General features: G+C 56.3%; 11 protein-coding genes and 1 riboswitch. Of the genes, 3 read left to right on the top strand and 8 right to left on the bottom strand.

Going from position 1 to position 22,897, the window contains the following annotated elements; genetic code table 11:
- Positions 1–129: 129 nt before the first annotated feature.
- From NYE26_RS03115 to NYE26_RS03080, 8 genes are all read right to left on the bottom strand, one after another.
- Positions 130–2,301 carry an S-layer homology domain-containing protein gene (locus NYE26_RS03115; RefSeq protein ID WP_339253825.1) on the bottom strand — a complete coding sequence of 724 codons (2,172 nt, stop codon included), beginning with the start codon at positions 2,299–2,301 and terminating at the stop codon, positions 130–132.
- 212 nt (positions 2,302–2,513) lie between these two features.
- Positions 2,514–2,707, bottom strand: a riboswitch (cobalamin riboswitch).
- A 1,634-nt stretch (positions 2,708–4,341) separates the two neighbouring features.
- Positions 4,342–7,494, bottom strand: coding sequence for a hypothetical protein (locus NYE26_RS03110; protein WP_339253823.1), 3,153 nt, complete (start codon positions 7,492–7,494; stop codon positions 4,342–4,344).
- Positions 7,491–8,753 (bottom strand): hypothetical protein, encoded by a 1,263-nt coding sequence (locus NYE26_RS03105; RefSeq protein WP_209877174.1) that lies wholly within the window; start codon positions 8,751–8,753, stop codon positions 7,491–7,493. Before NYE26_RS03105 ends, NYE26_RS03110 begins: the two co-directional genes overlap by 4 nt.
- A 48-nt stretch (positions 8,754–8,801) precedes the next feature.
- The gene (locus NYE26_RS03100) at positions 8,802–9,437 is read right to left on the bottom strand and encodes a beta-mannanase (RefSeq protein WP_339253820.1); all 636 of its coding nucleotides are present in this window, start codon (positions 9,435–9,437) and stop codon (positions 8,802–8,804) included.
- 29 nt (positions 9,438–9,466) lie between these two features.
- Positions 9,467–10,738 carry a VWA domain-containing protein gene (locus tag NYE26_RS03095; protein WP_339253818.1) on the bottom strand — a complete coding sequence of 424 codons (1,272 nt, stop codon included), beginning with the start codon at positions 10,736–10,738 and terminating at the stop codon, positions 9,467–9,469.
- A 1,116-nt stretch (positions 10,739–11,854) separates the two neighbouring features.
- Positions 11,855–14,281: a transcription initiation factor TFIID gene (locus tag NYE26_RS03090; protein ID WP_339253816.1), complete on the bottom strand. Its 2,427-nt coding sequence runs from the start codon at positions 14,279–14,281 to the stop codon at positions 11,855–11,857.
- A gap of 4 nt (positions 14,282–14,285) precedes the next feature.
- Positions 14,286–17,675: a tubulin-like doman-containing protein gene (locus NYE26_RS03085; RefSeq protein ID WP_339253814.1), complete on the bottom strand. Its 3,390-nt coding sequence runs from the start codon at positions 17,673–17,675 to the stop codon at positions 14,286–14,288.
- An 85-nt stretch (positions 17,676–17,760) separates the two neighbouring features.
- Complete coding sequence (locus NYE26_RS03080; protein WP_339253812.1) at positions 17,761–19,581, bottom strand: vWA domain-containing protein; 1,821 nt, start codon at positions 19,579–19,581, stop codon at positions 17,761–17,763.
- Positions 19,582–19,825: 244 nt separating this feature from the next.
- Here NYE26_RS03080 and NYE26_RS03075 point away from each other — a divergent pair, with 244 nt between their 5' ends.
- The 3 genes from NYE26_RS03075 to NYE26_RS03065 are packed head-to-tail and all read left to right on the top strand — an operon-like array spanning position 19,826 to position 22,753.
- Positions 19,826–19,978: a hypothetical protein gene (locus tag NYE26_RS03075; RefSeq protein WP_155991665.1), complete on the top strand. Its 153-nt coding sequence runs from the start codon at positions 19,826–19,828 to the stop codon at positions 19,976–19,978.
- Positions 19,971–20,894 (top strand): hypothetical protein, encoded by a 924-nt coding sequence (locus NYE26_RS03070; RefSeq protein WP_339253810.1) that lies wholly within the window; start codon positions 19,971–19,973, stop codon positions 20,892–20,894. Before NYE26_RS03075 ends, NYE26_RS03070 begins: the two co-directional genes overlap by 8 nt.
- A 56-nt stretch (positions 20,895–20,950) precedes the next feature.
- The gene (locus NYE26_RS03065) at positions 20,951–22,753 is read left to right on the top strand and encodes a hypothetical protein (RefSeq protein ID WP_339253808.1); all 1,803 of its coding nucleotides are present in this window, start codon (positions 20,951–20,953) and stop codon (positions 22,751–22,753) included.
- Positions 22,754–22,897: the final 144 nt, after the last annotated feature.

Below are 22,897 nucleotides of genomic sequence, written 5' to 3'. Positions count from 1 at the left end.
CCGCTTTGCAGCAAATTCTGCCAGATTAGATGTCATTTATCCACTTATTGTCCGCCCCAGCGTACAGCACCCATCCTGCAGCGGAATGGAAATTCCAACTAAACTATACCATCCCCTACTCTTACTCAACTATGGCAATCTAACCGCTACAGCAGCAGCCATCTCACGGGTTACCACAGCAGTAGGCTCGAATGCGCCGCCGGTACCGCTCATATATCCAAGTCCCGTCACCGTACGGACAGCGGACAATGCATAGTCGCTAATCTTATCTTCATCGCTGAACTTACCAGCTCCAGCCCCTGCTCCGGCTGATGTAGCATCCAGCTTAAAAGCTCTAACCATCATCACAGCCATATCCTGGCGTGTAACCAGCCCGTCCGGTTTGAACGTTTTGGCGCTTACGCCGCTGATGATTCCTAGCTCCTTCGCCCGGTTCACTGTTCCATAATACCATGTACCGGCCTTAACATCACTGAAGGCCCCAGCAGAAGACGCCGCAGACGGCTCGTTCCCGGTTAACCGCAGCAGCAGCGCTGCAAATTCAGCACGGGTAATATTCTTTTTCGGTGCAAACAGCAGGTTGTCCTCACTTACACCGTTCATCAGCTTGCGGTCATACGCCGTGTATACCGACTCCAGCGCCCAAGGCGAGATCGACTTCACATCGCCAAAAGCCGGACGGTCCGCCACCGCAGAAGCCACTGTTACCGGGACCGTATGACGCACGATGGCCGGGGTTTTATCCTTCAGATATCCCGTAACCGTCAGGGTATATTTATTTGCTGGCAGTCCTCCGGCCACAACAGCCACACCCGCAGCATCTGTAACTGCTGTTTTGCCGCCGATGGTTACCTGTACGCCTGCTGCCGGTGAGGTTACCGGATCGGAGGTGAAGGTCGCCTCATTCCAGACCCATTGCTTCTGGGTTACCTGCACCTTCAGATCTTGTCCAGGCTGCGGCTGTGCGGGAGTCACGGTTACGGCATCAACCACCTGCGTGTTGTCCCCGCCATAATAGACCACAATGCGGTCATTCTCCTCCAGCGCGAAGTCGCCCATCCCTACACTTGGATAGATCCATGCTCCGCCGCGTGCGACCACATACATCCAGCCATCATATCCGCCAAAAGTACCCGCAATCACGCCGCCGATCCCCGTCACATAATTGCCTGCTTCATTGACCAGAGCCAGGCGCTTGGCTGCTGCTGTCTTATCCAGTGCCGTAAGCACATTTCCGGCGTACACGCTGCCCTCAGCCAACGTTCCATTCGGACCTTCAACTGTAACCGAGACACTTACCTGAGGATTCTTCACTGGTGTGCCGCTAAAATCAAAGAGCTTACCGCCTGTTCCAAACAGCTTGTACGCTACTAAAGCCTCCAGTGCCTGCTCCGTTGAGAGCGGATTGGAGCTGCCGCCCGCAGTGTGGACGAATCCGCCATCTGCTGCGCTGAAGCTCAGCAGCTTGCTGACCAGATTAATATTACCCTTAGTATAATCTGCTCCTGCCGGATCAATGCCGAAGGCAGACAGACCGATGATGGCCTGAGCTACACTCTCGCTGCTGTCGCCATATCCTCCGTTCTTATCCTGTGCCTTAGCCAGCCAGGCTGCCGCCCGCTGACCGGCAGCATTCACTGCCGCTTCCTGCTTATGTCCAGCCAGTGCGTTCAGCACCATCGCTGTCATATCCGGATCACTCGCACCCGTGGTCAGAGTAAAGCCTCCGTCCGGGTTCTGCTTCGCCAGAATCTCTGCCAGCAGCTTAGACTGTGTCCATTTCGCATTTGCCGGGATTGTATAGCTGCCGGAATCCAGAGCGAGCAGTGCATAGACCGGATTATTCAGCGTCTGGCCGGTAATTGCATCGTGATTGTAGAGCTTCTCAATCAGGTTATAGCCTGCCACATTCGCCGGGTCGCCGCCAAGTGCCTTAACGGCAAGCGTGATCCGGGCATAGTCCGTAGCTCTGGCAAAAACACCCTTAGCCTCAGCCACCTTGCCTTCAAGCGCCTTCAGATAGCTGGCAGGAACCTTGTAGCCTGCTTGCGCAAGGCCAATCGCCTGCCAGTCCGACTGGACTCCGTTCTTCAGCATGAACTCCGCAGTGGCATAGACCGCAGCAGTTACGCTCGCTGCCTCACTTGCGGGCAGAGCGGATACCGCGGGTGCGGAAGTCCCGCCTGCCTGTGCAGCAGCTGCTTGTCCTGCCGGGGCTACGGCTGCTCCCAGCAGTGCGAACAGCATAATGACAGCAAGTCCCAGCCGTGTGAACCTGGATGATAGAGAATGGTTCTTCATAACTAACCTCTTTCCTGAAATAGAATGGATGAATCCTGTTTCCTCCGCAGATAGAGCGGCAACCTAAAGACCGCCCTGTGCAGGGCGGCCGGGGAAGAATACAATACAGGGCGGCTGAAGGAGCCGATTGCTCTCCCACATTACATACAATACAGCATATACAGCCCTCGCCAATATCAGCATCTGCTTCCACATTCTTACCCCCGAAGAATAGAAACAACAACGAAAAAGGCAGGTCTCCTGGCTCATACTTCACCGCTTCCCCCGCCTTCCCATCCCGTTAGCAGACAGTGGCTCCTCAGGAGTTGCTCCGTATTTACAGTGGCGGGACCGCGCCGGACTTGCACCGGGCTTCCCTTTTAAGCAGATTCCTCTATTAGACATAGCCCTGCCAGCATCTGCTAGCGACAGCGCGCGGTCTCTGAGGCAATCTGCACCTTTTCCCAAAGCTTATTAAATTTTAATATTCTGAAACAATCATATCTACTATTCCCCTGTATGTCTATAGACAAGCTATTTCTATTCCATCCACTCGAGTCCCGCTCATTCTGCACAAAAATCCTGAACAGCACATGCCCGCTTCCCCGGCACATCGTACTATTCAGGACTATAGAGTCATTCTTCTGCTATTAATTAAGCCGTTGGCGGTACTAGCGGAGACAGCGGCAGCAGGCGATTGTATTATGTACATTAGAATTCGTGTAAAAGCGGCCGATAACGCATTCTGCTGCATTTTATACAATCGATTGTGGCAAATAACCCTCCGCCGGGCCAAATTCCCAAAATCTAATGTACCGAATACAACAGAACAACATATTAGGCTCGATATGCCTCATTCTAGTGTACAAAGTGCACTAGAGCAGCTTCATTGGGACACTAGCACACTTAACTAATTACTTTATGCTCGTATCAGCCTGCCGAAGCGCAAATCATTGTACTACATAAAGTAGTATGCACCAGGCTCTGACCAGCCCACCATGCCGCGCTATATGCGCCCACAGCAGATCAGCTACCGCTAGTCGATCATCAGATTCTAACTAATCAGCATTCATTTAATCCCCTAGCTTGCTGGGGGGCTGCCGTACCCCGACTAACTAAGGTACTATTCTAGCTCCAAACGTTATGCTTAAATGCAATCTGTACAACTAAATCGTCTGATTTACTGCCAAATGTACTTTTAGCTGTATTTCATGCACCTAAAATGCTTCTGTACCCGGCTTTTCGCCCATTCGGGCAAATTTAGTTGTATAGAATACAGTTAGGAGAGGTGCGCCTTCCTTTTTACTGTTTTTAGTTGTATAGAGTACACCAATCACTGTAAGCAATGCTACTCAGTACCATCACTTGGTATCGACTCAAAACCGTCAGTTAGTTGTGTGAGTCGGCTGAATGACTAAGGAGCGTTACTCGTTAGCGTTAGTTAAAAGCGCCACTCGGTAGCGTCAGTCGGTTTAGTGAGTCAGTAGCGTTAGTCGATTGCATTGGTCCGTAGCGTTGGTCGGTAGCGTCAGTCGATTGCATCAGTCGGTAGCGTTAGTCGATTGCATTGGTCGGTAGCGTCAGTCGATTACGTTGGTCGATAGCATCAGTCGGTAGCATCAGTCGATTGCGTTAGTCGATTGCGTTAGTCGGTAGCGTTAGTCGATAGCATCAGTCGATTGCGTTAGTCGATTGCGTTGGTCGATAGCATCAGTCGGTAGCGTCAGTCGATTGCGTTGGCCGGTAGCGTCAGTCGATTACGTTGGTCGATAGCATCAGTCGATAGCATCAGTCGGTAGCATCAGTCGATTGCATTGGTCGGTAGCGTTAGTCGATAGCATCAGTCGGTAGCATTAGTCGATTGCGTTGGTCGATTGCATCAGTCGGTAGCATCAGTCGATTGCGTTGGTCGATTGCATTAGTCGATTGCGTTAGTCGATAGCATCAGTCAGTAGCGTCAGTCGATTGCGTTGGCCGGTAGCGGCAATCAATTGCGTCAGTCGATTGCATTATCCGATCGCGTTAGTTAAAAGCTTACGCAGCCTGCTTGTTTCCGCTGTGTTATTCCGCGTCCTTGTCCGCTTCCGGGCTTGCGTAAGCGGACGGCTCCGCACTAGGCGCGGCTGTGGCTGTAGCCTCCGGGGCGCTGCCCGGATCTGCCGCCAGCTTCAGCGAGTATCTTCCGGCGGTGATCATATCACCTGCTGCCAGCTTCGCGCCTGCTGAAAGCTCCACCGTCACCTCGTAGACGCGTGACGGAGGAGTCCCCGCCGCCGCTGGAGTGGCGGTGGCTCCACTATCCGCGCCGCTGTCCGCTCCAGCGCCCGCCTCACCCTTCGCATCGCCGTCCGCTCCAGCGCCTGCCTCACCCTTCGCACCGCCGTCCGCTCCGGCGCCTGCCTCACCCTTCGCACCGCCGTCTACTCCGGCTCCTGCCTTACCACTCGCATCGCCGTCCGCTCCGGCGCCTGCTTCACTCTTCGCACCGCCGTCCACTCCGGCTCCTGCTGCAACCTGGCAACTGTTAACCGTTGCCTTAACCTCGTAGTCCGTAACGCCGCTGGCGGACTCTACGCCGATCCGCTCCGGCTTGAAGGCGGAGCATTCCGCGGCATCAGTGAAGCTGAACAACAGCTTAACGCCGTTATTCTTACCCGCTTCTCCGCTTCCCGCATCACCGCTACTATTCCCGCCAGTCCCTGCATCACCGCCGTTATTCCCACCAGTCCCCGCGTCTCCGCCGATAAGCCGGACAGAGACCGGGGCCGCTACAGCGGCTTGTCCGGTCTCTGCCGGAAGCGGGCTGGGGCTGGCCACCGGCGCAGCTGTATCCTTGCCGCGTCCCCCTAGCTGGCTCAGCAGGATAACCGCCGCAATCAGAATGATCCCGAGGATGCTCCCTGAGATCAGGATTTGAAATCGGCTGCGGCTGACCCACCGCGCCAGCGGCGAAGCCAGCTGGGCGCGGGCTTCATTGTAGACAGTCTGCATGGCAGGCGTTGCTGTGTCGAGATGGTTTTTGCGGAATTCACGGTTCTTGAATGCCTCGCGGTCGCTCTTCAGGAAATATCTCAGCACAGCCCGCTTGTAATTCGGCCACAGCTTCTTGCCAGAGCTTGCGAACAGCCAGCTATGCTGGGACCAATTCAGGAACCGGTACACCGTCTCCTTGTCATTGCCCGCCTTGCGGACCACCAGATCCAGCAGCGCATCATAATCCAGCGGCCCGCCTTCACGTTCACTGCTGTGATAAAAGGCCAACGGCAGCCGGTCGAACGGCTCCAGGCTCCGCGCTTCCTTCAGCCACCGCGCGCCCAGCAGCTGCACATCGTCCAGCTCACGGGGCGTCAGTCCGGCAAAAATCTCCTCGTCCGGCGACTCCTCCCCGAACCAGCGGTAGGCCGCGCGCAGCGCATTCGCTTTGCGCTTCGCAATCGCATCGAGCGGCGGCTGCCAGTCTGCCGTATCCCGGTAACGCAGGAACGAGATCTCCAGCAGCTGCTCCATCGTCAGCTCGTCCAGCGAGAGCCGGTTCAGCAGGAAGCGGTCAGCAACCGTGCCGAGCTCCTCCATAACGGACAAGGCCTCCGGGTATACGCCGCCTCTGCGGCGCTGCTTCTCTGCCTGCTGGACCGCTTCATGAACAGCCGTTACCGCCGCTACCGGATCGGATTCCCGCTGCAGCTTCTCCAGCAGATATTCCTTGAAGGTATCCCGTACCGCTGCCTGCTGAAGCACCTCCGGAAGACTCCGGCCGAAGTGGCCCACGAGGCGGAGGATATCCGCCGTTCCGGCAGCGGCAGCCAGCCGGGATTCCAGATACGGCTCGAACAGCGCCCTGCGGAAGAGAGATTGGGACAGCACTTTTTTGAAGAACGCCTCACTAAGCTCCGCATCGCTCTCAATAATCCCGTAAGCCGCCGCCAGCACATCCTCCCGGCCCCCGGACTGGCAGTTCAGCATCCCGTTGATGAAGTAATCGACGATCTTCACCCGGTAATTATGGCCCGGCAGCGCGTAATACGCCTTGAACTGTTCCAGGATCTCCGTTGACGGAATCCCCTTCTTACGGATCAGATCATATTCGCGGTCGAACCGCTCCAGGAACATATCATTCAGCCGCACCCGCGAATCCAGCTTCCCCTCCGGCTTCAGATAGGACAGCAGGCCGCCGAGTATAGCGTTCTTGTTGTCTGTATATAGGGCTTCATTACCTTGCTCGATTTCATAAAAGACCGCCAGCTCATTGTAGAGCGCCAGCGACAGCTTACGCTCCGCACTCTCCCCGAGCAGCAGGCTGTCGGCAAACTTAGCGAAATCACGGAGGCTTCCGCCCTTCTCCACCAGCGTCTTCCAGGCCAGATCGGCATAGATCTGCCGCGACTCGCCGAAGTCGGTATTCAGGAACCTTGCGCCTGCCAGATCGAAGATATAATCCTTCTCGATATTGCGGTCGCCCGGACGCAGAGAGCCCTTCTCCACGAAGGTCAGGTGAATGTATTTGCGGCTCTGCGGCTCCTTGGCATACGTGATCACTCCCAGCCTGCGGCGGAAGTCATACGGCAGCGCAGCGAAGAGGACCTCCGTCAGCCGGGCCGCATGCTGCGACAACTCACTGATCGGCACATCCAGCGCTACATAGATTTTCTTCTTCCCGGCTACGGACAGCATCACCGCTTGCAGCAGGGCTTTGAACAGCTCTTCTGTGAATCCTAGACCTGACAGCACCGTACGCGGATCAGACGGCTCGTCCAGCTCGCGGGTTGCCACGGGAATCGACTCCAGCTCAGGCAGTGTCCCGCCAGGTTCCCCCTCATAGCTCCGGGCAAACCCCGCATGCAGCCAGTCTCCGTACCCCTCGACAATCTCTTCGGAACGGATAGGCGGCACCACGAAATTATGGGCAAAAAAAGCGCTCCGCTGACCCGTGAAATCCGCCGCCAGATAACGGCTCTCTCCAATCACTGTCTCGTTGCTCTCCGTATGGAACAGATGGAGCGCAGCCGGATACAGCTCCTCATCCTTCTCGCCGCGTGCCGTAAGCTCAGCCGGGGCATCGTAGAGGCAGAAGGGATGCAGAATTTTTTTGACAAAATTATTATCGAGACTCTCCGATTTCGCTACCGTATCGAAGCCCTCTGTAGACCGGTATACGCCCCGGCGCTCGCGGGTATACATCTGCTGGGTGATCATGGACCCTGAGAATCTGTTCACGGCCCGTCGCTCCCCTCAATATAATTCAGCTTGTGCAGCAGCCAGATGAACGGCTCATCGACCCGGATCGGACTGACCACGCCTTCCACCTTCTGATTGACTGGATTGCTGCCCAGCGCAGACACGGCGAAATATCCCGTATTGGCAAAATACACATCCATCGTATCCTTGAACGGCCGGTCCACCTTCTCAATGAAGCGCCGGATTTCACCGTCGATGTTGTGGAACTCGTTCAGGTTCAGCGTTTTGCGGTGTACATAGTTGTTGAACACATTGCTGTTCGACTTGATATAGTCGCCATCCTCATCCTTGAGGGAGTGGAGCATATCGCTTTTGGCCAGGACGACTGCGGTCGGAATTTCGGTCTTGCTCTTCTCCTGATAGGCGATGAAGTCACCGAACATGGTCAGCACCACATCACGCGGCTCATCATACTGCGATACCCACTCTCCCGGGCGGTCACCGAAGTTAATGCGGATCTTCTCCCGGACCGAACGGATCTGGAGCGGATCGACCATGAACAGAATCCCTGCGGAGTTCTTGATATGCTGGCCGTGCAAGCCCAGATAATCTTGATCCACCATTCCTTCACCGGCCACATCGAAGAACACCAGCGTCAGCGGGGGCTTGGACTCATCCTTGAACACGAACTGGAAAATAAACGGCTCCTGCATCTTCTCCTTCTGGGTAGACGCCAGCAGGTCCCCCCGCTCGAACAGCGGCTCCTCATACAGGGTGCGGAATTTGCGGCTGATCTCGGCATTCAGCGGCATACAGGCTGCGTCGAAATGCCCTGCCGTTGTATGCTGGAGCGTATGGATCAGCGAGGTCATATAGACAGACTTCCCGACCTGGGAAGCTCCGATAATCGAGATAATATTGCTAGGCACCTTGCCGGCTGTTACAGGCAGCTCGTTATGACAGGACGGACAGAGCCGTCTGCGGGTCATCACCCCATAGCGGTCGGTGAGCCCGGTCAGCACGTTGTCGGTATAATGATGGTACTCCTCCGGGATATCCGCCGGATGCAGAACCGCTTCCATATCATCCACCGTATCGAGGCCGAAGCGCTCCCGGTATTTATTCAGCAGATCATCCTCACCGAGCGCATAATTCTCATCATCCTCACGGCTATGCATGGCCCGGAACACCACTTCCTCCGGCTCAAAGCGAGTGAAGCAGAACGGGCAGACAATATCGTAATACAGCGGCCTCGCTGCGGGCTGATTCTTCTTCATGAAACGGCTAAAAAAAGACATCTCTCATCCTCCTCAGGGTGTTGTCAGCACCCGGTATGCTGCTCCCGCTCACTCGGGAACCAGCTCATAATACGTCCCGTATTTAGGCCCATCGGTGAAAAAAATACGGATGAAGTCGTCTTTGCCGACCTCAATCGGCGGGAGCTGGTTGCGCCCGGGAGCGAAGTCCTGGACGAACGGGAACCTTGCGCCGTCCTCCTTGGAGGATGGGTGCGCATCCCGCTTTTTGACGTAGCAGAGCACTTCCTTCGGTACCGGCACCTCGGCAGTAATCGTCATCTGCACGGTTTTCAGCTTGCTGAATAACCCTTTTTTGTGCTGGACCGCGTAGTAGATCCTCGCTTTACCCGCGCTGACGAGCGCCCGGTTACCGCCATCCTGCTGGCGGACCAGCAGTGTCTCCCCATTCCCGCTAAGCCGCACGTAAATGGTATAAGCCACCATCCCGATCTCGTCCAGCCGGTCCCGGTACCCGTTATTCGCTTTGTACTCTTCACGCGTATAGAGCTTCATGCCCGGAGGCGGATGCTCATGACTGTCCGGTGCCTCCGCAGAGGCCTTATGAATATATACCGCCTGTACACCGTCCGGCCAGCGCCAGCGCAGCGTACAGAACCGGTCCTCCACTCCGGATACAACTTCGGTAATCACCGGTGCTCCAGCGTCTGCCTCGGCGTACTTCATGGCAACCTGCCCCTTTCCCTGCATCTGGCTTAGAACCCTTTACTGCCGCGGTTACGGCGGGGTGAATGAATACTGTCAGCAGGCGCATTAGCAGCTCCGGCAGCTCTTCCCCGGCGCGACAAGCGCCCTTCCCCTACAGGCACGATATATGTGAACAAGGTGAGAATAGCCGCCAGAACGAGCAGCGCCAGTAGCCGGGTCATAGGGTCCCAGAGCGTGTCGCCGTTCAGGCCGGATTCCAGAATCAGCCCCGCCACAAGTCCCGATACCGCGCCCCCGATACTGAAGCTCCGGGCCAGATGGCGGTTATCGAACACAATGCCAAGGCCCAGACCCAGCGCCGTGCCGAGCAGCATCAAGGCCAGCACACGCACCACAGCATAATAAGGGCTGTCCGCGGTCTGGTCGCTGCGCTCGGTCAGCAGTGTCCGGTCGCCCAGACGGTCATAAATCTGCTGAAATACATCGCCAAGCCGGTTCGCATCGGCCACATCATAATACTGTCCGCCGGTGCCGCTGGCGATATTCTGCAGCAGACTTGCGCCGGACGGATCATCCAGGGCCAGCCCGATCGTATTTACTTTAATTCCCCGCGCCACATAGTCTGTCAGCTCCGTAGAGGTATTGAACTGGCTGACACCGTCGGATAAAAGAATAACCATCGCCCCGCGGTCCGCGCCGTCTTCATGAATCACCTTCATCGCTTCGGCCAGCGCGCCGCTGATGTTCGTTCCGCCTTCGGTCGTCTTCAGACTGCTGATGACCTCCATGACCTTCTCGCGGTTCGCCGCTTTGGAGAGCGGGAGCAGCGGCTGGACCACGGAAGCCTCATTGCTGAAGGTGACTACAGCGACTTTATTGTCTTTTTTGAGCTGCTGCACCAGATTCTTGGCCGCCGCGTAGCGCCGGTCTGACGGATCGCTCTGCATCATGCTGCCGGAATCGTCAATCACCATGACGACATTCTTAACCGGCTTGCTGCCGCCGAAGTTCAGCTCGTACACGAACTCGGTCAGCGTGCCCACGCCAAGCAGCAGCACGACCATGAGCGGGAACATTTTCCACGAGGTCCCCAGGTAACGCAGCTTCCAGGACTGTCCGTTCAGCCTCGGCGAGAGGGTCTCTGCCACCAGAGCGCCTATTCCAACACATAAGGCCAAGATGGCAAAATAGATGCCGACCAGCACCATCTGAGGTAAATCATACGGCCTGCGGTCCAGCAGCAGCTCACCGAGCACAAACGCTACACCCGCGCCGAGCAGACTGAACAGCAGCAGGAGCAGATTGATTTTTCGCTGCATTGCATTTCATCCTTTCCGGGAAAAGCTTGATCAACACACGCTTCCCCATTCCATTCTATTGCACATCCGGCAGCAGAATGAATGAGAATTGTCCTACAAAGCCTGTTAGTGTAGGCCCGTACCCAGGTCCGAGACCCGGAGCCTGGGCATTATTATGGCGAACCCTCGGATTTCGGCCGTCCCCCTGTAATCAGGGGCACTAGTGCTCCTCATTTGCTGGTTCGGCGCACTTTCGGGAGAATTCAGGAGCACTAATGCTCCTCATTTGGTGGTTTTACACACTTTCGCTGAAATCAGGGGCACTAGTGCTCCTCATTTGGTGGTTCGGCGCACTCTCGGGAGAATTCAGGAGCACTAATGCTCCTCATTTGCTGGTTTGGCGCACTTTCGCTGAAATCAGGGGCACTAGTGCTCCTCATTTGGTGGTTCGGCGCACTTTCGCTGAAATCAGGGGCACTAGTGCTCCTCATTTGCTCATCTGGCGCGCGTACGGCGAAATCGAGATCACTATTACTTACACACGTCAGCACCAGAGGGATTCACCCCCTTCATTCCACCATCCGGCCCACTTTCAGCAACATTAAAGGGATTTATCCCTCTCTTTCCACCATCCGGCCCATTTCCACCAGCATTAAAGGGATTTATCCCTCTCTTTCCCGCCATCCGGCCCACTTCCAGCAGCATTAAAGGGATTTATCCCTCTCTTTCCCGCCATCCGGCCCATTTCCACCAGCATCAAAGGGATTTATCCCTCTCTTTCCCGCCATCCGGCCCATTTCCACCAGCATTAAAGGGATTTATCCCTCTCTTTCCCGCCATCCGGCCCATTTCCACCAGCATTAAAGGGATTTATCCCTCTCTTTCCCCCATCCGGCCCACTTTCAGCAGCACACGGTCAGCCGCCGAACTCGCGTGGACTATAGATCCTGCGGTTGTGTTAGCCTGACTTAATATGGTTGTGATAGCCTGACCTAATATAATAGTTTGTCATAGCACTCATCTAATCTAGTCTCCGCTCATCAGCACTCCACTAATCTAATCTAGTCTCCGCTCATCAGCACTCCGCTCATCTCATCCCGGCTCTGCTCATCAGCACTCATCCCATCTATTCGCCACTCATCTCATCTCCGGCAGCTGCTCTTCTTCCAGACCGTGGAGCTGGTATCCGTTGCCGGCATAAGTCTCGTAATAAACCTTGCCGTTGCGGTAGTAGAGCAGATCCTCCAGGTGGAAGCCGCCCATCAGGTTCAGCTTCTCCACGCCGCTGCGGCGCTGCTCATGTACGAAGCCGAGCCGGTAGATGCGGGTGGTCTCGTCTGCACTGAAGGCATAACGCAAGAATTCGGAGGAGCTGTCGCCGAAGAAGTACTTCTCCTCGTGGCGGTGCTCCTGCGTGTACTCGAACAGGCGGACATTCATCGCCGCCTCCTCCTCCAGACTGCGGTAGAGCTGCTTGAACAGCTCCTCCTTGGAGACGATATCCCGGTTCTCGTAAGCGGCTGCAACATTGGCGCGCCGCAGCAGCTCCTCCTCGAACGGGAGCGTGAACGGTCCCGCCGTAAGCAGCTCCCGGCGGCACAGCCCGATCAGCCGCTCGGCCACCGCCTGGCCGCCTCCGTTCACCAGCAGCCCGGAGAGACTGCCCATGAACCGCTCGCTGAAGAAGATCCCCGCACCGCGCCGGGTCTCGATATCCTTCATCACCTCATCCGTCACACCGCGGTAATACTCCATGATGTTCTGATCCACGGTCTCCTTGCTGCGGCCGATGCTGGCCAGAGCGACACTCTGCAGCTCCTCCTCCAGCGCTTCCATCTTCGCAACCTTGGTCTTGCTGTCTGCGTGCAGCTGCTCCAGTGCAGCGTCATAGCGGAGACAGAGGGCCAGCTCGCTCTCCAGCAGCAGAAGCTCATACTTCTTGCCGTAGACGGACTCGAACAGGTAATGAATGAAATTGCGCACCGTCCGTTTGTCCAGCAGCGGCACCCGCTGGAACGGCTGGCGCTCCACGCTCTCCGCATAGAGCCGCTCCAGCTCCTCCTGACCGGAGAGCAGAGCGGAACGTAGTCCGCCCATATGCTGGCGCAAGGCCTGCAGGACGCTGCCTCCCTCACCTGTCTTCTCACTGGTCCATTCCGCCAGCTGGTAGAAGGTGACCGGGGAGGCTCCCGCCTCCTCGGCAGCCAGCACTCCGGCCCACTCCCGGGCCGGATCAATCCCGGCAGCCCTACGAGCAGACACCTCCGCAAAATTACTGCGGAAGTAAGCCTGCGCCCCTTCCCCGAACAGCAGCTCCTCAGCCTCGCGCAGCGAGAGCATCCGCAGCTGTGAATAGGACGGACGCCCGTGGCTCATCAGCCCGGTCATCTCGGCGAGAGCGGACTGCTCCGGCAGCAATTCCGCCGCGCGGTCCCGCAGGGTATCCGCTCCAAGGCCAAGCATCGCCTGCCGCTCCTTAAGACTCCGGGTATGGCCTGCACGCAGCCGCCCGGACAGATAATGCAGTGCATGGTACAGCACCGCCAGTGCAATCTGGCGGTTCGGCCGCCGCACCGCCGAGAAGCCGGCAGACGCATAGCCTTGTCTGCCTGTGCTGCCGCGGATGCCGCTTTTGAACGTCATATTATTGTAGCCGCCGTGCCCGGAGGCCTGATCGGCCGCAGGCCGGACCCGGTTCTTCAGCAGGCTGATGTGGGCGATAATCTCGTAATTGTCGTCCATGCCATGGACCGACATCAGTCCGCGCTCATTCTTGTCGGAGAGCAGATAGACCAGATCGAATAGCGGAGAAGGGCCATGCGTCACGGGAATGGACAGCCCTTCCTCCGTCACCAGCAGCGGAGCGCTTAAGGCATAATCCGCCGCCTGCATCCCGTCCAGCTCACGCAGACAAGCCAGCCCGACCGAGCTGGAATAGCCGAAGTTATCCCCCTGCTCACGTTCGTTAATCAGCGCGTACAGATCAATCTGTACCGATTTGAACGACTGGCTGAGAATGGCGCGGGCCAGCAGCACGATCTCCGGCAACAGCACATTCTGCGGGTCATCGACCCGTGTAATGACAGACAGATGGATGACGTCAAAAGAAGAATACAGCCGCCCGTAATCCGCTATGCTGTTGCTTAAGCTGCGCAGCGTCCGGTTCATTCCGGCTAAATACTGGCTATCCTCATGAAATTCACGGTACAGCTCACGCCGGACCGTACGCGGATCACGCCCTGCCGTATCCGGCAGGGTCATGTGCATCACGCGTTCATGGACACTGCTGTTACCGCTGCCGATCCGCCCCTTGACCCCCTCCTTCTCCTGCGTACTGCCGCTGCCGTTATGCGAACCAGCATGCAGTGCCATCACGCCGCCCGCATTGTCCCATTTACGCTGGCAGCGTTCCAGCACCGGACCGATGGCCGGGGTCACCTTATCGCCCAGGAACAGGAACAGCGCAGGGTAATGGATACTGCTGCGCCCATCCCCCTTATTATGCTGTGCTTCCTCCTGGGTAGCGTATTGCTCAGCATATTGTAAGGCCTGATCTCTGATCATAGGCCTACTTCAGCTTTCTGCGGATGCTGCCAAGCTTGCCGGTCAGGCTCTTGTAGAAGCCGTACATTTCATCTCCGTTGGCATGCTCTACCCGCTCATATTCCAGAGCGTCACGTGCCTCCAGGAACGAGACATACATCCCTTCCAGCTTATACAGCAGCGGAGTTACATCTTCAGCTGCCGTCATTTCTCCGGCCCGGCGCGCTGCCTTGCGGAGCAGGAGACTGCGGCTTTTCTCATCCAGCTCACGGAAATGGCGGTAGACGGCATACTCCACATAGCTGCGTTCCTTCATCAGATTCGCGAACGGCTCCCAGGCATCCTCGTCCTCGTCACGGTCATAGACATAGAGCGCGCCTTTTTTGGTAATGGTATCGGTGTACAGCGCCTCAATGAACTGGTCCAGCCATTTGTCTTCATCCAGATGCTGATGCACCAGCGCTTCCAGTTCCGCAGATTTGGCCGCCAGCGCATCGTATTTCGCCAGCTCCTCACGGACACGGGCAATGAGCTGCGGGGAACGGATCAGGTTCTCCTGGGCCAGCTCCAGATTAATACTGCCGAAGATATCCTTCACGGCTTCACGTTCAATACCTGCTGTGCGGAGTGCTTTGAGCTCCTCAGCGGCCTTGCGCACTTCACCCAGATTCGGACGCGGCGCATCCAGCTGCAGATCATAAGCACCCAGCAGCTTGCCCAGATCCAGCGGCTTCGTGAAGATCACGGAGAAGCGGCTGCTGGTGTTCTCGTCCACACCCTTCTCTATGATCACACCGGACTCCAGTGCCCGGCCGAAATCTGCCCGCACTCTGGCATTGTACTCGCGAACCCGCGGATTCGCATACGTATCGCCCCAGGACTTCTCCGGGATCGGCGAAGGCAGATAGGTCCAGTTGTCCTTATCGGTCATCACCAGATGGCGGCCGATGCCTTCCTTATCGAGAATGGTCCGCTCGTAGTTCTCCTCATACACCCGCAGCGGCGTATATACGAACAGCGGCACCCCGTTGCGTGTATTCAGCCAGAAAATACGGTTCTTGACCTCGCTCTCCTTGATCGTGAACTGCGATTTGCCGAGTGCATTGTTCTGATAATTCCGCACACCCTTCAGAATCCCCGGCGCTTTCACCGGCACAGAGACGAAGCCCCAGGACGGGAAGTGCAGACTGCCGGAGCTGTTGCTGAGGTGGAAAATCGGCACCGCATCCTCATCCAGACGTCCGGCAATAATCCGCTCCACGAACTTATCCAGCGGCTCCTCGCGCCCGTATTTCATCACCAGGAAATCCTCCATCGAGCGGGTAATGAGGTCCCCGAACTTGTCGCTGAGGAACTCGGATATGGAGCGGACAATATCAATCTCCTGCTCCCTGACCCAGCGCCCGGAATGCTTCAGCATCTCGCGTGTGAAGTCACGGATCAGATCATCGCCGTCCTTCTGGTCCATGATTTTGGAGATGGTCGCCGAGATATCCGGCACGTTGACGATATTCCAATAGTAGGTTTTGTTGCCCTTGTGGTCGGCCTGCTCTTCGCCGTTAATCAGAATGTCGCCGTTCTTCTCGAAGATCGAGCTGAGCGCGGTCAGAATCTCGGTAAACACACCGTAGATCCGGCTGTTCTCTTCATTCAACAGCTCATACAGATCCTCATAGAACTGGATCATCTGCTCGGTGCGCTCCACATCGGCATGCAGCCAGTATTCATTGATTTTGGCTTCAATATAGGCGTTCTTCTTCTTCTCCTTGGACACAAAAGCGCTCCGTGCATCGCCCAGCTTATCCTCTGCACTCTCCTGTGCGGTCTCAATATCACGCGGCAGGCGCAAGAGACTCTCGCGCAGCGCTTCAATATAAGACTGGATCAGCTTCAGGATGCAGAAGCCCTTCTCGGTGTACAGCAGCCGCGACACATAGAACGGACCCTGCTCAGGATGCAGGAAGATGCGCTCCAGCTCTTCGCCGAACCGTCCGGCAATCTCACCCGGAAGCTGCTTCTTGGATTTGATATATTCCTCACGCGCACGGGCCAGGAAGTTCTGCTCCAGCTCCGTATCCATGCTGACGACCTGATTCTTGACGACATTGGCATGGCTGAGGCGCTCGCTGTTCTGATAACCCGGCAGCGGCTCCGGCACACGGGACTCGAACGTCTTGATCATCGTATCGAGATCGATGCCGAGCTTGCGCGCCATCTTCTCCACATCCTCCTGATTCGGGGCGTGATGGAACATCTTGTCCATTTTGTCGAAGAGACGGTAAGCCAGGTAAGTTGTCATTTCCTCAATCGGCAGCACGGCCGAGGATGCTCCGATAATGTTGTATTCATAGTTGGCAGGATAGGTCTTGTTCATCTGGGCAATGTTCGTGCGGATGTTGCTGATATAGTCATGGATGGCGAATTCCTCGCCGGAGGCCTTCTCTTCACTGGCCATGAAGTTGGTGATGTTCTCAGCCGTCACGTTCATGCAGTAATCGTAGGCGTTCTCCAGCAGCTTGCCTTCCGTATTCGTTGCGGAGATGAGATGACAGAGATTGAACGGCGGCAGCGGCGAGTTGACGCTAAGAATATTGCCGTACTTCTGGCGGAAGCGTTCGCCCCGGCTGTCCACGTTCATCCAGTAGTCCAGCTCTTTGAGCGCGGCATACCCGTTCTTGCGGATATATTCGCGGGTATGCTCGCTGAGGCTCTTGTTGGACAGATTGACGTCCGGTGTGAACAGATAGCCCAGCGTATTGACACGGTCTATCCCGGCTGCGCCGTAGTCACGTTCAATAATGCCGCGCACGATATAGGCAATATCCAGGAACGCCCCGCTGCCGGTTCCGCCGGACAGACCGGTGAGCAGGAAGACCATGAGCTTCTTGCTGGTGCCGACAGACAGCGTCTTGATCTTCTTGTCGATGGCGGCAACCACCTGGTTGATCTTCGTGAACAGCAGCAAGCGTCCGGCCTGACGCACCCCGGCGGCTCCGTTCATCCCGTCTGTGATGCTCAGCTCCGGCGACAGCCAGTCTGTAATGTAAGAATCCAGGATACTGCGGTTCTGCAGCAGTCCGCCGATCTCGGCATTGGCCAGCAGCACGAATTCATTCTGCGGGTCGAGGCCGATGCCCTTGTATTTTTTGCCGCGGTCCTGTTCATTGGTCTCGAACGCCAGGAACTCCACGTTGTCGGGCTTATCCCGCTTCTTCTTGGACAACGGATCTTCAGGCAGCTTGAAGCGGCGGTTAATCTGGTATTTGAGCCGCAGCAGGGCATCGATGCCCGTGCCGCCAAGCCCGATAATGAGGATCGGGTTGTCGATGGTATCCACTCTGATCTTGTCGCTGACGATTCCTCCGCCAAGCGATACATCCAGCTGTTGAATATGTTCTCTTACTACCGGTTTCATAGGTTCTCCCCCAAAAGTTGTGATAGCCTACACATCCCGAATCACTTCGCGTGATCGCTTCGGGAGCATACACTTAGCCTGCTTATCAGATCAGATATTCCAAAGAAATCGTCTTGTCTACCGTCTGCAGAGAGACCGTTACCCGGTCCCCGCTCTTCATCTCCAGGCCCCGCGACGTATCGGCGGCACGGCCTGAGCGTTCTACAGTAATGCCCTCGCCGCTGCGCAGCAGCAGGCGGTCATTCGTTCCCGGCGTGAAGACCAGCTTCTCGCTCTCCTTCAGCTCCGGGGCCAGCTGCAGCAGCTGGTGAAGTGTGAATTTGCCGCGGAAGCCGGAGAGCTTCTTGTACTGCGGATAGGTTTTCTCTCCTGTGTTGTTGTCCAGCACCTCTACCACCATCTGTCCGACGAACCCCCGGTTCGCCTTACTGCGCAGCAGCCAGAATGCGGCTGCAGCAGCCAGCAGCAGTACAATGCCGCCGATGATATAGTACAGCGTGTTCGAGGTCTTCTCCTCGGCAGGCTCTTCGCCCGCAGGAGTGCCTGCTGACGGCGGGGTGGTCGCCACGGTTCCGGTCTTGGCATTGATGGTCAGCACATCGCTCTCCCGATAGAAGCTGCTCTCTTCGGCCCGGACCTTCAGCTCGTATTCATGATTATCCTTGATTTCAAAAGCACCCTTGAACTCGGCACCCGAGTTATCCAGCGGAATCTCCTGCACCTGGCCGGTGTCCTTATCTGTAGCCAGCAATACGGCCTTCATATCCTGGTACAGGCTGCTCTCAGTTACCTCTGTTCCATTGCTGAACAGATGCGAGGAGATATCCACCGTGTCGCCTTTGCCGTAAGACTTGGAGGGCAGAGCATCCAGCTTCAGCTCCAGATCGTAGTTGAATACCAGGTTAATATCGATCTTGTCCTTCGGCACACCCTTGACCTGGAGCTTCCAGTCTCCCTCCTCCGGCGACAGCAGCTTGATCAGCGTATAGCTGGACGACTTGGATAACAGCACTTTATCGGAGGGGATCGCTACTTCCTTCCCTGCAGGATTACTGAGCTTCGCGGTCACCGGCTTCGAGGACATGATGGAGATATTCGCTTCGAGTACGCTGCCGTTAGGCACATTGACCGTAACTTCCTGATAATCGCCGTTTGCCGTAATGGACGGCACTGGCACCACCTTTAGCTTCAAATGGCTGGCAAAAATCTCGCTGAGAATCTGCGGCAGATCATCCGCGGAATTCGTAGTGAACGCCTTACCGCCTGTCTCGCTGGACAGTCCGGCCAGAATATTCTTGTTCAGCTTGCCGTCCGCATTCAGCCCTATGGTATATACAGGATACCCCTTCTGCTTGGCAGCCTCTACTGCCGCCTTCAGCTCCTTGTCGGAATCGGACTGCATCCGGCCGCTGGCTTCATTCAGGTCATTGTTGCCGTCCGCCAGCATGACGATCATCGGCTCATGGCCGGGATCGCTGCCATTCTCCAGCACCTTCACCGCCTCTTTCATCCCGACCGCCAGGTCTGTGTAGGGTCCGCGGCTAAGCCCGTCGATGAAATTCTTAAGATCCTCCTTGTCGCCGGCGGATTTGATGCCAAGCAGCGCCTTCTCGCGCTGTACCTTATCGGTGTAGGCCACAATGCCTACCTTATCGCCTTGGGTGGATAGCATATCTATGAACATCTTCATCGCTTCATTGGCAATCTTGTTCTTGTCGCTATTGTTCATCGAGTTACTGACATCGATCAGCAGCACAGCGTCAATATGTGAGGGTGCGGCCGAAGCCGCGCTGGCTCTCGAAGCAGCATATGGAGATACAGTGATACATAGAATCATGAGCAATACAGGCAATATGCGCTGCAGTCTATTCTTGGCCTTACTGAAATTACGTTCGTTACGAAGCATAAATAGGGCTCCTCTTGTGTGAAATTAGGCGGATATGGCAGATCCGTAACGCATAGCTAAATTCTGTCAATAGCATGCCATTATGATATAATTAAACCTTGTAAACTTCAACATAGTGACCGATGGACCGGCACTTCCGCTAGTGGCAATCGCCATCCTGAGCCGGATAGACTATTCTAAGTATACGCCGTAATCCTGAATATTTGATTAAAAGACCGTAACCAGAGCAGAAAGGAAGAGTTCCATGATTACATACGCCATACTCGGGATAACGTTTCTCTATGCTGTGATTCAGATCATTCTATATGCTTCCCGCCAGCGGAAGCCGCTCACCCGTGAGGATATCGACGAGCGCCTGCTGGCTGCATTGAACGGAGGGGATACGGCCCGTGAGTAAAAAGAAACCCGTCATCTTCCGTCCCTTCAAAGCCCCCCGTTACGCCTTCGAGAAGCTGCGCATCTGCCGCCGCTGTCACCGTTACACCGCGCTGGGCGAGGAACGCTGCACCCGCTGCGGCCGCGCCTCGCTGACTCCGGTGGAGAAGTATGCAGTGTCCCAGGCCGGGCGCAAGGTCCAGACCCGGCTGCTCGTTATCCTCCTGCTGACCCTGGCCGGAATCTATTTCGGACAGAATCTGCAGCAGATGGTGCTGTGCGGCGCAGGCGGTCTCGTAATAGCCGGACTGGTCTACTATACGCAGCGGAAAGTACGGCAGAACGAAAATTTGTATGCGCTGAACAAACTGCTTGGCCGTAATATTTTCAGCATCAAGGAGGATCTGGAGCTGAACCGCCAGGAAGCTGTGACGGTACTGCGTGAGAATGATGTGCTCGCTTATGAGAAGCTGCGCGAGATCTCCGTACTGCTGCGCGGAGACCGGATCTCCCGCCAGCGTGTCGCCCTGCTGCACGGCTTCCAGCTGCGCAAGGACATGACGCTGGAGCTGGAGCAGCTGCTGCTGAAGGACTTCGAGCCGCTGCTGGCAGAATATATCGGCGAGATCGCCAGGGTCCGTCCCGAGCTGATCAAAGACCGCACCCTGCGCTATGTCAAGAATTACGAGGTGCAGATTCTCGAAATGGATGAGGGGCTGGTCATTATGACCGCCGTTGCCAGTGCTGCGGTCCGCATGAAGCGATACGCGCTGCTCTACTCCGGCATGATCGGCCGTTATGTGCAGGAGCTGCCCAAGGACCGGTTCCTGCGCTTATCCAGACTGATTGCCGCGAATCCCTATGAGCCGTGGAACGGCCTGGATGTCAAGGTGGAGGAGATCCGTGAGCTTAAGTACCGCTGGGACCCTGAAGTATAAGGTTAGAAGCCTACTGCCGCTCTAATCCTTATCTATCAATAAAGGGGCTATATTATATGACGATCATACGGGCTATAACCCTGCGGAATATTATGATTATTCTGTGTATTTTGATGCTGCTCCCGCTGGGACAGAAGGCGCTGGGGATTAAGAATAAGCTTCAGGATGTACAAGAAGCTGGAGAACTGTATGCTGCCGGGGAACTTATCGCTGCCGAGAACAAGTACCGTCTTGCAGCGGCCAATCATTCGATTCTATATAAAGAGAAAGAAATTTCGGCGAAACTGACAGAGCTGGCTCCTATTACGAGCATCCGCACGAGTCTGAGCAGACTGTCCTTAACGCTTGCGGACCAGCTGACTGTGAAGGATTTCGCAGGGATGATGGAGAGCTATGCCTCCCTGCTCAGCCTGAAGAGCAAGTATATGACGCCGGGGGGACCCTATGAAGTCTATTATCGCCAGCTCTCGGCGGATTCAGGTCTGTCTGATAAGATGACTGCGGGGTTCAGGCTGTTCAAGGAGGAGTATCTGGCGGGACTCGCCGCAGGTTCGTCTAAGGGGGCAGATTCGGGGACAGGCAGCGACAGTACGGACAATCTCAAATGGAGCCTGCTGCAGATTCCGGCAGACTATTACGGAGGGGCGGCCGCCAAAGAGGAGTTATTGGCTGCGAGCTTCAAGGCCCATGATACCGCTAGGCTCAAGGCTCTGGCCGCAGCCGGAAGCTTCGGGCCTATGCTGGAGAGCGCCCTCTCTATGGAAGAAGCTTATAAGAATCATAGCTATACCGCACCCTGGCTTAGCAAGCAGGTTCAGGAGAGCGCTTCGCTCATCCTGAACAAGGATCTGGACGGTGACCTCACCGCAGCCTTCGCCGGACATGCCGCCCGCTACCGCAGCTATGCGGCATCAGCCGGCATCACCAGCTCCAAGGTGCTGAAGCTGATCGACAACAGCATCGCCCGGCTGCTCCGCGAGGGCGCGCGCCATGTGCGCGGCGGCCGGTATGCGGATGCCATCAGGCTCTATGCGGAGCTGGCCCCGGTGCAGGACACCTCCGGAGAGACTGCTGCCGCAACGCTTGCCTGGAATATGGCCGAGCCGCTCCGGCTGCTGCCGGGCGGAGAAGTGCAGGGCAGCTACTCCCTTACAGCCTCCGTCACTGACAAGTACGGTGCCAAGGTAGCCGTAGCCGGAGTAGATGCTGGCGGCAAGCTGGTCTACGCCGAGATGAGCGGGGACGGCACGGTCTCCACCCGGACCGGGGAGGTGATTCCGGGTTCGGGGATGCTGAGCGCTCTTTCTTTTGACGAAGCGTTGTCTGCTTACTCCGAAGTACCCGTAGTTGTAGCTAACGGCGGTGAGGCTGACGGACGCAGCATCTTCACAGGCTATACCATCCGGCCGGAAGGAATCTCCCTGCTGTTCAGCTTCACAGGCAGCAGCTATGAGCTGATGGCGGAGGATGGCTCCATCCGCGTAATGAACACGGATCTGGCCGATGGTGCTGCCGGCAGAACCGCTATTTTCCGCCAAGTGAACGGGGCATATGAATTCTCGGAACTCTATCAGGAGTTCACTTACACCCCTATAGATGCTACACAGCTTGAGCTGTTTCCTTATGAGAAGGTGATGCTGTCCTGCGATATTTACTTTGATGCTGCCGGAAGAGCAGTTGCGCGTTCGAATGGACGTGAGCTGCTGCTTCAGGGCGAGGTGCCGCTAATGACCGGATCTGCCGCAGTCAGCGGCCAGTTCGCGAATGAATTCGGAGAGGTGGAGACGGAGCTTGGGGTGCAGACGGTGCCTGTGTTTGTGGTCGATTCGGCCCAGAGCTTAAGCCTGACGTCGCCTTGATGTGCGGAATACAGAGATTACAGGTCACTGAGGGATGGCTGCGGTGTCATCGCCGGGTGTTGCACGTTTCAGTGAAGCATCAAAGAATGGTGTGGTGGAGCGGTGTGTGGGATAATGTGCAGTGTGCGGTGTGCGGAATGATGT

The sequence above is a fragment of the Paenibacillus sp. FSL P2-0136 genome, from assembly GCF_037975325.1.
GTDB lineage: Bacteria > Bacillota > Bacilli > Paenibacillales > Paenibacillaceae > Paenibacillus_AQ > Paenibacillus_AQ silagei.
This window is presented reverse-complemented; position numbering and strand designations above follow the sequence as displayed.